The sequence below is a fragment of the Aestuariivirga sp. genome (assembly GCF_047602625.1).
Classification (GTDB): domain Bacteria; phylum Pseudomonadota; class Alphaproteobacteria; order Rhizobiales; family Aestuariivirgaceae; genus Aestuariivirga.
In genome coordinates this window covers 2,454,914-2,470,532 of sequence record NZ_JASGGV010000002.1, presented here as the reverse complement: position 1 = coordinate 2,470,532, position 15,619 = coordinate 2,454,914, and the positions used below count along the sequence as shown (strand labels likewise).

At 62.5% G+C, this 15,619-nt stretch carries 17 protein-coding genes; 11 read left to right on the top strand and 6 right to left on the bottom strand.

What is annotated here, in order from left to right; genetic code table 11:
* The first annotated feature begins 13 nt into the window (after positions 1–13).
* Positions 14–1,066, top strand: a complete 1,053-nt coding sequence (locus QM694_RS17245) for an OmpA family protein (protein ID WP_415008147.1) — start codon at positions 14–16, stop codon at positions 1,064–1,066.
* 56 nt (positions 1,067–1,122) lie between these two features.
* On the opposite strand, the gene QM694_RS17240 is transcribed toward QM694_RS17245, so the two are convergent.
* From QM694_RS17240 to QM694_RS17230, 3 genes are read right to left on the bottom strand one after another with little or no spacing between them, the layout of a single operon-like run.
* Positions 1,123–1,887: a 3-ketoacyl-ACP reductase gene (locus QM694_RS17240; protein ID WP_415008146.1), complete on the bottom strand. Its 765-nt coding sequence runs from the start codon at positions 1,885–1,887 to the stop codon at positions 1,123–1,125.
* Between the two features lie 15 nt (positions 1,888–1,902).
* Positions 1,903–2,703, bottom strand: a complete 801-nt coding sequence (locus tag QM694_RS17235; protein ID WP_415008654.1) for an aldolase — start codon at positions 2,701–2,703, stop codon at positions 1,903–1,905.
* Between the two features lie 49 nt (positions 2,704–2,752).
* A complete protein-coding gene (locus tag QM694_RS17230) occupies positions 2,753–3,772 on the bottom strand; it encodes a dihydrodipicolinate synthase family protein (RefSeq protein WP_415008145.1) in 1,020 nt (339 codons plus the stop codon).
* A 163-nt stretch (positions 3,773–3,935) separates the two neighbouring features.
* Between QM694_RS17230 and QM694_RS17225 the strand changes: the two genes are divergently transcribed.
* The 5 genes from QM694_RS17225 to QM694_RS17205 are packed head-to-tail and all read left to right on the top strand — an operon-like array spanning position 3,936 to position 9,311.
* A complete protein-coding gene (locus QM694_RS17225) occupies positions 3,936–4,958 on the top strand; it encodes a DctP family TRAP transporter solute-binding subunit (RefSeq protein WP_415008144.1) in 1,023 nt (340 codons plus the stop codon).
* A gap of 10 nt (positions 4,959–4,968) precedes the next feature.
* A complete protein-coding gene (locus tag QM694_RS17220) occupies positions 4,969–5,448 on the top strand; it encodes a TRAP transporter small permease (RefSeq protein WP_415008143.1) in 480 nt (159 codons plus the stop codon).
* A gap of 9 nt (positions 5,449–5,457) precedes the next feature.
* Positions 5,458–6,765: a TRAP transporter large permease gene (locus QM694_RS17215; protein WP_415008142.1), complete on the top strand. Its 1,308-nt coding sequence runs from the start codon at positions 5,458–5,460 to the stop codon at positions 6,763–6,765.
* Positions 6,766–6,788: 23 nt separating this feature from the next.
* A complete protein-coding gene (locus QM694_RS17210; RefSeq protein ID WP_415008141.1) occupies positions 6,789–8,258 on the top strand; it encodes an aldehyde dehydrogenase family protein in 1,470 nt (489 codons plus the stop codon).
* A 27-nt stretch (positions 8,259–8,285) separates the two neighbouring features.
* A complete protein-coding gene (locus QM694_RS17205) occupies positions 8,286–9,311 on the top strand; it encodes a hypothetical protein (protein WP_415008140.1) in 1,026 nt (341 codons plus the stop codon).
* Here the strand turns inward: QM694_RS17205 and QM694_RS17200 are convergent.
* From QM694_RS17200 to QM694_RS17190, 3 genes are read right to left on the bottom strand one after another with little or no spacing between them, the layout of a single operon-like run.
* Positions 9,259–9,447: a tautomerase family protein gene (locus QM694_RS17200; RefSeq protein WP_415008139.1), complete on the bottom strand. Its 189-nt coding sequence runs from the start codon at positions 9,445–9,447 to the stop codon at positions 9,259–9,261. The genes QM694_RS17205 and QM694_RS17200 overlap by 53 nt on opposite strands.
* Before the next feature lie 18 nt (positions 9,448–9,465).
* Positions 9,466–11,001, bottom strand: coding sequence for a UxaA family hydrolase (locus QM694_RS17195; RefSeq protein WP_415008138.1), 1,536 nt, complete (start codon positions 10,999–11,001; stop codon positions 9,466–9,468).
* Between the two features lie 6 nt (positions 11,002–11,007).
* The gene (locus QM694_RS17190; RefSeq protein ID WP_415008137.1) at positions 11,008–11,709 is read right to left on the bottom strand and encodes a GntR family transcriptional regulator; all 702 of its coding nucleotides are present in this window, start codon (positions 11,707–11,709) and stop codon (positions 11,008–11,010) included.
* A gap of 136 nt (positions 11,710–11,845) precedes the next feature.
* Here QM694_RS17190 and QM694_RS17185 point away from each other — a divergent pair, with 136 nt between their 5' ends.
* From QM694_RS17185 to QM694_RS17165, 5 genes are read left to right on the top strand one after another with little or no spacing between them, the layout of a single operon-like run.
* On the top strand, positions 11,846–12,298 hold the full coding sequence (locus QM694_RS17185; protein ID WP_415008136.1) for a hydantoinase/oxoprolinase N-terminal domain-containing protein: 453 nt from the start codon (positions 11,846–11,848) through the stop codon (positions 12,296–12,298).
* Positions 12,205–13,914, top strand: a complete 1,710-nt coding sequence (locus QM694_RS17180; RefSeq protein ID WP_415008135.1) for a hydantoinase/oxoprolinase family protein — start codon at positions 12,205–12,207, stop codon at positions 13,912–13,914. Before QM694_RS17185 ends, QM694_RS17180 begins: the two co-directional genes overlap by 94 nt.
* Before the next feature lie 11 nt (positions 13,915–13,925).
* A complete protein-coding gene (locus tag QM694_RS17175) occupies positions 13,926–14,837 on the top strand; it encodes a hydantoinase B/oxoprolinase family protein (protein WP_415008134.1) in 912 nt (303 codons plus the stop codon).
* Positions 14,791–15,213, top strand: coding sequence for a hydantoinase B/oxoprolinase family protein (locus QM694_RS17170; RefSeq protein WP_415008133.1), 423 nt, complete (start codon positions 14,791–14,793; stop codon positions 15,211–15,213). Before QM694_RS17175 ends, QM694_RS17170 begins: the two co-directional genes overlap by 47 nt.
* Positions 15,125–15,607, top strand: a complete 483-nt coding sequence (locus QM694_RS17165) for a hydantoinase B/oxoprolinase family protein (RefSeq protein WP_415008132.1) — start codon at positions 15,125–15,127, stop codon at positions 15,605–15,607. The genes QM694_RS17170 and QM694_RS17165 overlap by 89 nt, the downstream gene beginning before the upstream one ends.
* Positions 15,608–15,619 lie beyond the last annotated feature (12 nt).

The window sequence follows — 15,619 nt, the reverse complement described above, 5'->3', positions numbered from 1 at the left end:
AAGAGTTCCGCCCATGACACTTGCAATCAACCGCTTCCGCGCTTTTGCCTATCCCGCCATGCTGATTTGCGCAGGGCCCTGGCTGATGTCAGCCGCCGCCGCGCAGGAGGGCCTCGGCCCCTTCATGCCGCATGACGGCGGCATGCTGACAACGGCATGGACGAATACCTATGGACCGGATGCCGAATCGTGGGTCAAATTCGCCAAGGTCGGAGCCGATAGCTACGACATCTACTATTCCAGCTCGCGCGGCATGCGCGCCATCCGGCGCATGATGACGAATGATGCGAAGACCGCTCATACGCTCGTTCTCGGCTATAACGCCAAGATGCCGCTGGCGCTGCCTGGCACCACCGCGATCGGCGTTTCCACGGCGGTCATCGATGATCTGCGCAGCGCCGGGCAAAGCCGGCTGGACCTCATCCCCGACACCTCCCTGCAGCCGATGACCGGCACGATCCGCCTGGCGGGAAAAACCACGATGCCGATCTCGCTCGACGGAACAACCGACACCATTCCCGTTGTTCATGTTGTTGGCACATTCGCGCGCGGAAAAAAGAAAGCGGACGGCGATCTGTATTTTCTCGACAATCGCAACAACCCGGTTTTGCTTGAATATTCCCTGCGCTTCACGGGCGAAAAGACACCGCGCACCGAACAGATCGTTCTCGTCACATCCGGCGCCGATCAGCGTTCCGCCATGCAGCAGGCGCTGGCGGCCAAGCGCGCCTACACCACGCGCGGCATTCACTTCGATTTCGATAAGGCGACGATCCAGCCGGAATCGTCAGACCTCATCCGCGAGATCGCCGTGACGCTGAAGAACAATCCGCTGTGGACACTGCAGATCACCGGCCACACCGACAACATCGGCAAGGCGAAATATAATCAGGGCCTGTCCGAAAAGCGCGCCAATGCCATCAAGGCCGCGCTCGTCGCGATGGGCGTTCAGAGCAGCCGCCTGACCACGCTGGGTGCCGGGCCGTCGCAGCCGGTCGCAACCAACGCCACGCTGGAAGGCCGCTCGCAGAACCGCCGGGTCGTTTTGATGCGCACTGATCGCTGATCAAGAAGGGCCGGAATAGGCCCAAGTCGAAGGCTGCGGAGCTTCAATAACGATGCCTATAGCCGCGCGATCGTGAGCCCTCCGTCGGCGGCAATGGCCGACCCGGTGGCGAACGAGAGATCGGATTGCGTAAGCATCTTGACGGCACGCGCGATATCTTCAGGCTCTCCCCAGCGACCGGCAGGCACGAGGCCGCCTTTGATCAGCTTGTCGAACTTGGCCGTGACGGGCGCTGTCATGCTGGTGTGAATGATGCCGGGCCTGATCTCGAAGACGCCGATTCCATGTTCCGCCAGCCGGAGCGCAAAGAGCTGCACCACCATCGGCAGGGCGGATTTGGAGATGCAATATTCGCCGCGTTCCGGCGACGCCATGACGGCGCTGACGGAGGAGATGACGATGATGGCCCGCACCTGCCCGCCAATACGCGGGCGCGCAGTCATGCGGCGGGCAACTGCCTGGGTGAGAAAAAATGTTCCCCGCAGATTGACGCCCAGCACCGCATCGAAAGAATCGGGCTGGAGTTGCAGCAGATCGCCGCGCACCTTGGCGGGTATGCCGGCGTTGTTCACCAGAATATCAAGCGGGCCCAGTGCCGCCTCCATCTGGTTCACCCAGCTTTCGTGGGCACTGATGTCAGAAACGTCGCCTGAAATGATATGGGCCTTCGGCGCCCCGAGGTGTTGCAATTCCGACTGGAACGTCTGAGCATCGGGCACAGTGCGATCGACAATGCCGATGGACATGCCGCCCTGCGCCAGCTCCCGCGCCACCGCAAGGCCGATGCCGCTGCATCCGCCGGTGACCAGGGCGGCCGTCATGGCGCGGATACCCCGTCAGTGCGCATAGTCAGGCTCTCCCGCATCGAGAATGCGCCGCACCGATGCGAGATGCAGGCGCGCGGAATCGGCGTCGCCTTCGCGCATCTGGCGGTAGGTCGCTTCCGCCACCGCGGGCGAAACCGGCAGCACCGGCCGTTGCGTGGACATGGCGAGCACCTGCACCTCCGCGGCGCGTTCGAGATAATAGAGATCATCCCAAGCCTCGGCGATGGTGGGCGCCAGAACCATCACGGCATGATTCTTCATGAAGATGATGTCGGCATCGCCGGCCGCCGCGGCGATGCGGTCGCCCTCGCGCTCATCGAGCGCCAGGCCATTGTAATCGCGGTCGACAGCCGTTCGGCCATAGAATTTGAGCGCCGTCTGGCCGGCGAAAATAAGCGGATCTCCTTCGGTCATCGAGAGGGCCGTCGCATAGGGCATATGTGTGTGGAATGCCGCCCTGGCGCGCGGGATACGCTTGTGAATACGCGCATGGATATAGAAGGCCGTCGCTTCCGGCTGCCCCTCGCCATCGATCACGTTGCCGTCGAAATCACAGATCAGCAGCGTCGACGCGGACAATTCGCGGAATGCGTATCCGTACGGATTGACGATGAAGAGATCATCCGAACCCGGCACAAGTGCTGAAAAGTGATTGCATATCCCCTCTTCCATGCCATGGCGCGCCGCCATCCGGAAACAGGCCGCAAGATCCTGGCGGGCCTGCCGGACGGCAGGCGTATCGAGATCGGGAAGATTGCCGCCCTCAGCCCTGGCGGCGCGCGGAACCGCGCCTTCCGGGTTTTGTGTCAAAGCATGCGCCAAAGAGTCCTCCGCATGGGAATGAAATATGGATCGGCCTTCAGTTTGACTTGCGGTCGGCGCGCCGCAGCGGAAGGATGTTTCCGTCCGCTGCCTGCTCACTCTCCATGAAACTTCTTGTGCCCGCAGGCAGCGACATGTTCCATACGCGGAAATCGCGCTGCAGCCAGCCGCGTTCGGGGCCAAGAATTTCCGCCACCGGCGGCAGCATGCGCGCCCAGGCGGACTCTCCCGTCACATCAGCCAGAACCGATTTGATGGAGGCGCCGAAGGATTGCCGAGACAGGATGAGATCGCCCGAGGTGATCAGCGGCACCAGTTTCCGGCGATCAAAGGCGGTCGGCGCTTCAAAGAGCGCCTTCAGAAGCCGCGGCATAACATTGCCAAGCCCGCAGATCGTTCCGCGCGCGCCGGCGGCGAGGGCTTGCGGAAGATGAATCTCCGATCCGGTATAGACTCCGAGATGGCTGAATGACCGCAGCAGTGTTTCCGTAAAATCAAAATCCCCGCCGCTGTCCTTGATGCCGGTGATGATGCCGGGATAGGCCTCATCAAGGCGGCGGATCACCTGCGGCAGCAGCGGCACGCCGCAAATATCGGGGAAATGATAGAGGCAGAGACGGAGGTCGCTGCGGCCAATCCTGTCGATCACCGTGGCGTAGAACCGGAACGTGCCCTCCGACGTGATGTTGGAACGGAACATGCAGGGCGGCATCAGAAGGATGCTGTCCACATCCGCCTCCATGGCGTGACGCGCGAGATCGACGGAGTCGCTCATGACAAGCGCCGTCGCCGAAACGATCACACGGCGGGGCGGCAGGCCAAGGCCGAATAGAGAATCCAATGTGGCCTTGCGGCCGGCGACGGAGAATTCCGGCCCTTCGCCGGTGGTGCCGAACACGGCGATGCCATCCACCCCCGAATCCATCAGCATGCGGCAATGGACAGCCAGCATGCCAGCGTCTGGCGTGAGATCAGCCGTGACCGGCGTGGCCGCCGCAACAACAAAGCATTCACGCTGCGGGAGCGCGCCGCCCGGAGGATTCATGTTCACAGTCATGCCAGAGGCCAAGAAGACACCTTAGATGCCATCAGGAATGATGATTGATTGCCCATTGTCAACATTTATCTTGACCGTGATCAGGCCTTATGTGACCTTCACTGACACAGGGGTGGATTCAACCAGCCCGGAAAAATGAAAAAACAATTGGAGGGTTCAGGACATGACGGGCATTTCCAACATCATGGCAGGCCGGATCAGCCGCCGCGCGGTTCTCGCCTCTGGCGCCGCAGGCCTTGCGGTATCCCTGATATCAACGCGCGCCTATGCGGCGGCCAAGGTCATCCGCATTTCAACGCCGGGGCCGGATTCAGAATGGCAGTCAAAGGGGCTTCAAGCCTTCAAGGCAGCGCTCGAGTCCTCGATGCCCGGCGCGTTCGACGTGCAAATTCACTATAATGGAACCCTGTTCGCGCAAGGCAGCGAAATCGAGGCGATGCAGCGCGGCAATCTCGAGGTGGGCATGATTTCGCCCTCGGATGTGGCCGAACTGATCCCGGAATATTCGATCTTCACCACCGGTTACCTGTTCCGCGACAACGCCCATCTCGACGCTGTCTATGACGGCGACATCGGCAAGGAGTTCAAGGAGAAGATCGCCAGCACGCAGCAGATTCAGGTTCTCAAGAGCCAGTATCTGGGCACCCGCCACGTGATCCTCAGGCAGCCCCGCACAGTCAATGTTCCCGATGACCTGAAGGGCGTGAAGCTCCGCATGCCGGGCTCGGCCGCCTGGCAGTTCCTCGGCAATGCGCTGGGCGCCAGCGCCACGCCGCTGGCCTTCGAGGAAGTCTATCTCGCCATGCAGACCGGCACCATCGACGGGCTCGAAAACCCGCTGCCCGACGCCATTTCGTCGAAATTCTACGAAGTTTCCAAGCAGGTGGTGCTCACCGGCCATCAGGTGGCCAATACCTTCTTTACTTTCTCAAAGCCGTTCTGGGACGGCTTGAGCGATGATGAGAAGAAGGCCGTCATGGCGGCGGCGGAGGCCAGCAAAAAGGCCAATGACGACGGCGTTCTCGCCACGGAAAAGGACGGCAAGGCATTCTTCGAGGCGCATGGCAACACGGTAACCACGCCGGATGTCGCGGCCTTCCGCAAGCATGTGCTGGACGCCTTCGTGAGCTCCGATTTTGCGAAGAGCTGGCCGGCCGGACTGTTCGACCGCATCAACGCCGCCTGACGCACCTGTCATGGCATCTCTTTCGACGCTCTGGAAATGGTTTTCGGAGTCGGTGGCCGTCATTGCCTTTGCGGTGATGTTCGCCGGCTTCGTGATCGGCATTGGCGGCCGCTACGTGTTCGACGCGCCGGTGTCATGGTCCAACGAACTCTGCGCCATCGGCTATGTGTGGGTGGTGTTCTGGACCAGCGACATCCTGCTGAAGGAACGCCAGCACATCGTGTTTGACGTGATTTATGGCTGGTTCCCGCCCCGAGGCAGGCGGGTGCTGGCCATTTTCATCACCCTATCGCTGGCAATCGTGTTTCTGGCCGCCATTCCCGGCACCATCGACTACATGTACTTCCTGCGGACTCGTAAAACCACGCTATTGCAGTGGCCGATCCTCCTGGTGTTCGGCTCCTTTCTCATCTTCATGATCGCGGTTGCTGTGCAGGCACTGATCCGCCTGTGGCATCTCCTGCGCTCCGGCTGGCAAAACCATATCTAGGATCTTCGCATGTCGTTTCCGGCAATCATCATGTTTGTCCTGTTCTTCTTGTGGACGTTTGCGGGGATGCCGCTCGGCCACGCGATGCTTGCCTCTAGCATCGTCTATCTGCTGATGAGCGGCAGCGACATCGGCCTGGTGGCGAGCCAGAGCTTGAAAGGCATCTATGGCGGCTTCGTCATGCTGGCGGTGCCGCTCTTCATCTTTTCCGCCGAAGTGATGAATGCCGGGGCGATGACCGACAAGCTGTTCAATTTCGCGAGCCTGCTGGTCGGCCGGTTCAAGGGCGGGCTCGCGCATGTGAATGTCGTCTCCTCAGTGATCTTTTCGGGGATGAGCGGCAGCGCGCTGGCCGATGCAGCAGGCCCTGGAAAAATCTCGATCGACATGATGACCAAAGCCGGATACCGCCCTGGCTTTGCCGCCGCACTCACCTCGACGTCTGCGATCCTCGGGCCGATCATCCCGCCATCGATTCCGATGGTGCTCTATGGCGTCGTCACCAACACATCCATCGGCTATCTGTTTCTGGGCGGAGTGCTGCCGGGGCTGTTTCTTGCTGCCGTGATGATGGGTGTCGTGGCGGTGCAGGCAAGGATTCAGGATTTTCCCACTCAGCCCCGGCAATCAATGAAAGAAGCCGTGGCGACGATCCGCGACGCCGGCCCCACGCTGCTGCTCCCCGTCATTCTCCTCGGCGGCATCTATTCAGGCGCGGTGACGCCGACAGAAGCGGCAGCGGTAGCGGCTTTCGTGGCCCTGATGCTCGCCATCTTCTGGTACAGGACGCTCACCCCCCGCCGCCTGTTTGAAGTTCTGCTCACCTCCTCAAAGGCGACGGCCATGGTGGCCATCACGATCGCCGGCGCCGTGGTGATGAACTACATCGTGGCGGCCGAACGCTTTCCGGAGGTTATGGGCGTCTGGATGTCGCAGATGCATATGGGGCCGATGGCCTTCATGCTTGGCGTCACCCTGCTGTTCATCGTCCTGGGCGCCCTGTTCGACACGCTGCTGCTTCTGCTGATCGTCATTCCCATCCTGATGCCGACGGTGCGCGAACTGGGAATCGATCCCGTCTATTTCGGCGTCGTCTCGACCGTGAACATGATGATCGGGCTGATCCATCCGCCGATGGGCCAGGTGGTCTATCTCGTCTCCGGCATCACCGGCATCAAGGTGGGTGCGATCCTGCGCGAGATCTGGGTGCTGCTGTTCATGATGGTCGTCTCGCTCTTCATTCTCGTCATCTTCCCGTTCATCACGCTCTGGCTGCCGCAGATGGCGGGCTATGTTCCCGAAGGCGCCTTTCATTAGCTCTTGAAACTCAGGAAATTTCCATGGCCGCAATGAAGGAACTCGTGAAGGGCACAGACCGCTATCGCCATTTCATCGGCGGCCAGTGGGTAGACTCGACCATCAAGGAATGGATCGAGGTCGAGAACCCGGCGACGGAAGTGGTGATTGCCTCGGTACCCAAGGGCGGCGAAGACGATGCCGACCGCGCATTGGTCGCCGCGCGGGCGGCACAGCCCGCGTGGGAAGCACTGCCGCCCCAGGCCCGCGGGCAGCTTCTGCGCGATCTCGCCAGGCTCATCCTCGAGAACCGCGAGCGCCTGGCGCGCATCGTCGTGGCCGAACAGGGAAAACCCTTGCAGGAAGCGCGCGGCGAAATCGAGGGCGCGGCACTTTATCTCACTTACGCCGCTGAGGAAGCTCGCCGCATCACCGGCGACATCATTCCCTCTGACATGCCCAATGAGCAGGTGTGGATCCAGCGCGTGGCGCATGGCGTCGTCGTGGCGCTCACGGCATGGAACTATCCCGCCGCCCTGATGTGCCGGAAGATCGGCCCGGCGCTCCTCGCCGGCAACACGGTGGTGGTCAAGTCCCATGAGGGAACGCCGCTCTCGGCGCTGGAGATCGCGCAACTCTCAACCCAGCTCGATTTCCCGCCAGGCGTTATCAATGTGGTGAGCGGCACCGGCGAAGGCATGGGCGCGGCACTGGTGCGCCATCCCATTCCCCGCCTCATCACTCTCACCGGCAGCGTGCGGGCGGGCAAGGCCATCTTCCGCAGCGCCGCCGATGATCTGAAACTTCTGCGCCTTGAACTTGGCGGCAAGGCGCCCTTCATCGTTGCGGAGGATGCCGACATCGGCGCTGCGGTGAGGGCGGCTGTTCTCTCGCGCTTCGAGAATTGCGGGCAGATCTGCATCTGCAACGAGCGCATGTATGTGCACCGGAAGATCGCCGATGAATTCACCGCGCGGTTTGTGGATGCTGTGAAGGCGCTGAAGGTGGGAGACCCGATGGCGCTCGTCGATGTCGGCCCCAAATTCAGCAAGGCCGAAGTTGAGAAGGTGGAGCGCATGGTGGCGCAGGCGAAACAGGCGGGCGCCTCCGTGCTGACGGGGGGCGGGCGCATGCAGGGCGAGGGTTTTGCGCGCGGCCACTGGTATGAGCCGACCGTGCTGTCGGTCAACGACAACCAGATGGCCATCATGCAGGATGAAGTCTTCGGACCCGTAGTGCCCATCATGGCGGTCACGGATTTTGACGAAGGCCTGCGGCTTGCGAATAAATCGCGCTATGGCCTCTCGGCCTATGTCTTCACCAAGGACATGCGCCGCCTGATGCGGCTTGTGCGCGAATTGAAATTCGGGGAAATCTATGTGAACCGCCCGGGTGGAGACGCCGTTCACGCCCATCACGCGGGCCTGCGCGACAGCGGCATCGGCGGCGAGGATGGGAAATATGGGCTTGAGGCCTATTTCCAGAAGAAGACGATGTATATCAATTACGCCTGAGGTTGCTCAGCACGCCGGGACGGGCGCATGAGCCTTGCGGCGCGCCTCCACCTTGCCCATCCGCCCGGCCAGCCGGTTGATCACCGTCCGGTCATCCTGCTCGAAGGTGATGCAGCAGAAATCGAAGCGGCATGGCCAATGTTTGATGCCGCGCTCCGGCACTCTCCCGCTTACCGCCTTGTGATCGCTGTGCCGCGCGAAGATGTCGTGCTTGTGCAGCGGCGCTTTTCGCATGAGCGGGTGGTTGAACATTCAAGCCATGTTCCCGCCGCACTGACGATCAGGGCCAACGAAACGGCGGAGCGCATCGCCAAAAGATTAGAAGCGCTGCCTCATGCGCCTGTCACGCGCACGCCGATTGCCGCCATGGTTGCCCGCGCCATCCTTCCGCTTACCGGCGCTCCACGGTTTGAAACGGCTGATGCCTTGTGCGCGGCATTGGGAAGGCCCGCCCAAATCCTCTGCCTCGGCAATGGCCCTTCATCACGCAAGGCGCGCGCGGACGATCACCGCGATGCCACGCTGTTCCGCGTCAACTGGATCTGGCGCAAAGACGCAAGCTTCAACCGGCCACGCATGGTGTTCACCGCCGATCCGGATGTTCCGCCGCACGGGCTGGATGCCATTCTTGGCTTTCCCGATTCAACATGCGGCTTCACAATTCTTGCTCATCATCTTCTGGCCGGGCGGAGGCCGCGCGCGGGCTATATTTTTGCAGACCATCTCTTGCCACCGCTGACCACCAAAGCGGAACCGCTCCGGCCGACAAACGGCGCCATCATGATCGCTACCGCTGCAGCCCTTCAGCCGAAGAAGCTCATCATCGGCGGCATCGATCTCTACCGCCATTCAGAAGGCCGCTATCCGGAAAGCCCAGCCATGGATGGCTATGCGCGCGGCCACAGTGCCGACTGCGACCTCGCCGTCATCAGGCACGCGCTCTTGGATTTCCCGGGAGAGATCGAACACCTCAACCCGGAGTTCGCGGCGGCACTCGCGGCTATTTCGGATCGCTCTCCAGCTTTCCCGCCGTCGCCCAGTCGTCACGGCTGACCGGCACGAACACCACATTGAAGTCGCCTGGCGCGCAGCGGAGAATACGCGCGCCTTCGCGCGTCACCATGTCGGCGAATTCGCGCTTCTGGTCCACGGTGCGGCCTTCAAGCAATTCCACATGGATAATCGGCATCGGCGTTTTTCCACTCTGTCAAAGCCAGGCATTCACGTGCCATGGCGCAAACTCGTCTTCGCCATAGCCCAGCAGCTCGCTCCGGGTCGGCGCGCCGGATGCGGTGGCCAGCATGGCGTGGAAGATGCGTTCGCCTGCCTCATCCAGCGTCTCGCTGCCATCGAGGATGCCGCCGCAATTGATGTCCATGTCGTCACGCATGCGCTCGAACATCGGCGTGTTGGTCGCCAGCTTGAGCGATGGCGCAGGGCGGCAGCCGAAACATGATCCGCGCCCGGTGGTGAAGCAGATGAGATTGGCGCCGCCCGCCACCTGGCCGGTGGCCGATACGGGATCAAACCCGGGCGAGTCCATGAAGACGAGGCCGCGCGTCACCGGTTCATCGGCATAGGCGATGACATCATTGAGATTTGTGGTTCCGCCCTTCGCCACGGCGCCCAGCGATTTTTCGAGAATGGTGGTAAGCCCGCCCGCTTTGTTGCCGGGCGAGGGATTGTTGTCGAGGCCCGCCGGTTCGTTCCGCGTATGCTCTTCCCACCATGCCAGAAGGCCGATCAGCCTTTCGCCAATGTCCTGGCTCACCGCGCGTTCAAGCAGCAGGCTTTCGGCGCCATAGATTTCCGGCGTCTCGGAGAGGATCGCTGTGCCGCCGCAGGCCACCAGCCTGTCGACCGCCACGCCGAGTGCGGGATTGGCGGTGATGCCGGAGAAGCTGTCAGAGCCGCCGCATTGAAGCCCAACCATCAGTTCGCTGGCCGAAACCGCTTCGCGCCGCGCTTGGCCGGCGATGGCGAGCATCTCTTCAACGGCGGATATTCCCGCCCTGATGCTGGCCCTTGTGCCGCCCTGCTCCTGCATCACCAATGTGCGCAGCAGCGGGCCTTCGGCGAGCCCCTCGTCATCCATCAGCGAAGCGATCTGGTTGTCTTCGCACCCCAACCCCACCAGCAGGATGCCGCAGAAATTGGGATGGCGCGCATAGCCGCCCAGCGTGCGGCGAAGCATGCCCATGGAGCGCCCGCCCTCCGCCACGCTGCATCCGGATTTATGCGTGAGGGCGATCACGCCATCGACTTGCGGATAGGCAGCCATGACGTCGGGATTGCGAAAGTGATCGGCGATCATCCGTGCGACAAGCGAGGAGCAGTTGACGGATGTGAGAACGCCGACATAGTTCCGGGAGCCCGCCTTGCCATCGGCGCGGCGGTAACCCTGGAATGTGGGGATATCATCGGCGGCAAGCGATGTTGCGTTGCTCAGCCGCGTGCCGATCCGGTGCTCAGCCTGCGAAGGCTCAAATCCAAGATTATGGGTATGCACGTGATCACCGGGCGCCACGGCGCACGTGGCAAATCCAATGGGCAGTCCCAGGCGATGCACCTGCGATCCGGCGCCGAGTGCTTTCACCGCAATCTTGTGGCCGAAGGGAATGGCATTCCGCGCGGTCACGCCAAATGGCTGGATGGTTTCACCCGCCGCGATATCGCGCGCGGCAATCGCCACATCATCTCCGGCGCGCAACAGAAGGGCGGGCTGGGCAATTGCCGCGGGCATGGAAGTTCAGGCGCTTTCGCGGTCGGCCCGGCTGGACGGCTCCGCCTGTTCGATGACGGCGGTCAGCAGCTTCACTTCCGCATCATTGTGGCTGCGGGCCAGGGCCTCGGCGCGATCGGCTTTTCCGGCGATCACCAATTCAATCAGTTCCTTGTGCTCGGCGATCAGTTCATCATAGTCGCGCGGCAGGAAGCCCGACTGCACCATGTGAAAGCGCACCTGATGCATGATCAGCCGGTGCTGTTCGGCCAGCCGCCCGTGGCGCGCGAGAGCGATGATCGCGGCGTGCAGTTCGAAGTCAATGTCGGTCGCATCCTGCAGCCGGCCTTCCTTCACCGCGCGAAAAAGTTCGGCGCATGTGGTGCGCAACCGGATGGCATCCTCAGCCGTGATGTGGGCCGAAGCGAGCCGCGCCCCCAAGCCTTCCAGCGCGCCGCGCAGGGTATAGACTTCCCACGCATCGGTGGGCGAGGAGCCGGAAACCTCCCAGCGGGTGAAGGCCACCTGCTTCACCAGTCCTTCGCCCGCGAGCTGGGCCAGTGCTGCCCGTACCGTGCCGCGGCTCACTTCCAGCTGCTCGGACAGCTGGGTTTCGAGCAGGCGGCCATTGGCAGGGAAAATGCCATCGAGGATATGCGAACGGATATGGTCCGCCGCGCGCCGGTCAAGCTGCCGCTTTTCGGACTTGAGGCTGGTGAGTTTTGACATTGAGTCTCGCAAGAAGTGTCTGACCTTTTCTAGGAGGCGCTGCCGCCCCGCGCAACCAAAATTGCTGACAATCGGTAATTGACAAATCTGTTAAAACCGGGAGACTGAACTTGTTGAATGTCAACAATGGTGCCTCATGAGCGCAGGCGTACGGATCGGCGTGGATGTGGGAGGCACCTTCACCGACTTTCTTCTCCTCCATCCAGGCGGCGCGAGCACGCCCCTCAAGATGTCCTCTACCCCTGCCGCACCGGAACAGGCGGTGATCACAGGAATCAGGAGCCTGTTGCAGCAGGAGGGCATTTCCCCCGGAGATGTGGCCGAAGTGCTCCACGGCACGACGGTTGGCTCGAACACCCTGCTGCAAAAGGCTGGGGCGCACTGCGGCCTCATCACCACGGCAGGCTTCCGGGACGTGCTGGAAATCGGGCGGCTGCGCACCCCAACCATGTTCGATCTGTCGTGGCGAAAGCCAGAACCGCTGGTGCCGCGAAAATGGCGGCTGGAGGTTCAGGAACGCATGGCCGCCGATGGGACGGTGCTGGTGCCTCTCGATGTCGATGCGGTGATCGCGGCGGGACGACTCTGATCGCGCAGGGCGTCACCTCCATCGCCATCTGCTTTCTCAATTCTTATGTAAATCCCGCCCATGAACGCGCGGCCGCCGGCGCGCTGGCGTCGGCCTGCCCCGAGGCTTCCATCACGGCGTCGATCGACGTGCTTCCCTCCATGGGAGAATATGAACGCTGCTCCACCACGGTGGTGAATGCCTATGTCGTACCGGCTTTGCGCGGCTATCTGACCCGCCTCGAAGAGGGCTTGCGCGGCATCGGCGTTTCCGCGCCGCTGCTCATCGGCAATTCCAATGGCGGCCTTTCAACGGCGGCCCATGCGCAGCGCAGGCCGGTGTTTTTCATTACCTCCGGGCGGGCTGCCGGTGCGGTGGGCGCGGCGCGGATGGGCACGCGCATCGGCGTTCAGGATCTGATCGCCTTCGACATGGGCGGCACGACGGCATCGGCCACGCTCATCCGCAACGGCGAGGTGAGCCGAACGCATGAATATGAGTTTCGCGATGGCATTTCGACACCCAGCCGCTTCATCAAGGCGGGCGGCTACATGATGCGCGTTCCCACCGTCGATGTGGCGGAGGTGGGAAGCGGCGCCGGGTCCATCGCGGCGCGCGATGAAGGCGGCCTTCTGCGCGTGGGGCCGGTATCGGCAGGCGCGCTGCCGGGTCCGGCGTGCTACGGAAAAGGCGGGGACTATCCAACCGTCACCGATGCCAATCTGGCGCTGGGCCTGATTCCACCCGCGCTGGGCGGCGGCTCGATCACCCTTGATGCAAAGGCGGGGCGCGCCGCCATCGCCCGCCACATCGCCCAGCCTGTCGATCTCAGCGTGGATGCCGCAGCACAGGGCATACGTGATGTCGTGAACGCCAACATGGCGCGCGCCATCCGCGCCGTGACAGTGGAGCGCGGCCTTGACCCCCGCGACTTCACATTGCTGGCCTTTGGCGGTTCGGGTCCCGTGCATGCCTGCGACGTCGCCGCCTCGCTCGGCATGACGCGTGTGCTGTTTCCGGCAGCACCCGGAGTCTTCACGGCTGCAGGCATGCTGGCGGGGCGGCTGGAGCATCATTTTCTCCGCCCCTTCCTGGCCGACCTCCGCGAGTTCGACGCCACAGGCCTTGAGACGCTCGTGCGCGTCATGCAGCAGGATGCCGCCAACGCCTTCTCTTCAGAGGGCTATCAGGGAACAGCCCTCACCCACGCATTTTCATTGGATATGCGCTTTCGCGGCCAGGAGGCTTCCCTCGCCATTGCCCTACCCGAAGACACGACAGCCGCCAGCTTGCGAACCGCGTTCATGGAAAACTACCGCGAGACTTATGGCTATGTCTCCGATGACCGGATCGAGACGGTGGCGCTTCGCCTGGTGGCGGCTTTGGCCGAAGGGCCTGTGCTGGATTTCTCCGCCGCACAAAAAACCCACACCCGCACAACCGCAAAAACCACACGCCCTGCCTATTTCGGCAGCAAGGCCGGGTGGCTCGATGTGCCGGTGATGCGGCGCGAGGCTGCGGGCGAAACACTAACCGGGCCTATCATTCTCGAAAGTGATGACTGCACCGTCGTGATCCCGCCCGATGCCCACGCGCTTGGCGACAGCGCGGGCAATCTGCTCGTGACGCTTGATTGAGGAGGCTTGAGATGCCCGCGCCGCCGTTCGATCCGATCACCTTCGCCGTCCTCAAAAACGCGCTCGATACCATCGTCGACGACATGGCCTATGCGGTGATGCGCACCGCCCGCTCGCCGATCGTCCGCGACGTGCTCGATTATTCCGTAACCATCTGCGACCGCCATGGCCGCATTCTCTCGCAGGCGAAAACCGTGGCGCTGCATCTGGGCGCCGTGCCCGACGCCATCGAGGTGGTGATGCAGCGCTTTGCCGGCAATCTGGCACCCGGCGATGTCGTCGTGCTCAACGACCCCTATGCGGGCGGCATGCACCTGCCTGATATTTTCATGTTCAAGCCGGTGTTCTTTGAAGGCGCTCTCTCAGGCTTCACCGTGGTGATCGCTCATCATTGCGATGTGGGCGGGCGGGTTCCAGGCTCCAATGCCAGCAACTCGACGGAAATTTTTCAGGAGGGCGTGCGCATTCCGCCCATGAAGCTGTTCGACGCGGGACAGCGCAATGAAACGCTGGTGTCGATCCTCCGCGCCAATGTGCGCCTGCCCGATCTCGTGCTCGGCGATCTCGACGCCCAGCACGCCACCTGCTCGCTCGGCGAGCGCGACCTGCGCCGCCTGTTCGAGCGCTATGGGCGCGACGAACTCGAGGGCTATTTTGACCGCCTCATCGACTATGGCGAGACGCTCACCCGCAAGGCCATCGCCTCATGGCCCGAAGGCGCCTACAGCTTTACCGACTACATCGATGGCGACGGATTTTCCGCCGATCCCATTCCCATCTGCTGCACGCTGACGGTGAAGGATGGCCACATCCACGCCGACTTCGCCGGCTCGTCGCCGCAGGTGAGAGGGGCCATCAACTTCCACCTTCTCGTTCGTGAAATCCTCAACCTATCTCACCATCCGCTGCGCGCTCGACCATGACGTGCCGAACAACGCGGGCGTCTATCGCTGCATCAGCGTCTCGGCGCCGGAAGGTTCGATCCTCAATCCACGGATGCCGGCGCCCGTCGCGGCGCGCGCGCTCACCGGCTACCGCGTGGTGGATACGGTGATGGGCGCCCTGGCGCAGATCGTGCCGCACAAGGTGATGGCGGCGGGCGAAGGCGGAAACACTGTGGTCGCCATCGGCGGCTATCACGGCGAAAATCGCGAACCCTTCATTCTCGTCGACATGATCAACGGGGCCTGGGGCGGGCGACTTGGCCAGGATGGCGTTGAAGGCGTCACCAACCCTTCGCAGAACATGTCGAACCTGCCGGTCGAAACGCTCGAAGTCGCGCTATCCCATTCGCGTTGAATCCTATGGCTTCCGCCCCAACTCGGGCGGTGCGGGAGAGTTCCGCGGCGGATTGGGCCTCACACGCTCCTACAGGCTTCTGGCGGAAGAAGCCGTTCTGCAATTGCGCGCTGACCGCACGGACCATCCACCTTACGGGTTGTTCGGGGGGCTTCCGGGCGCGCCATCACGAAACTTTATTTGCGAAGCAGGCGGCACTCTGCGCCCTCTTCCCGGCAAGACGACCATGCGCATCACGCGCGGCACGCTGGTGCTGCACGAACAGGCAGGCGGCGGCGGCTACGGCGCGCCGCAAAAGAGAGACCGCCACGCCCTCAATGACGATGTGCAAAATGGCAAAATAACCGGAAAAGCCGCGGCAAAGTCTTATGGCCGGAAGGCGGACCGAATATAAAGCTGACTCCGG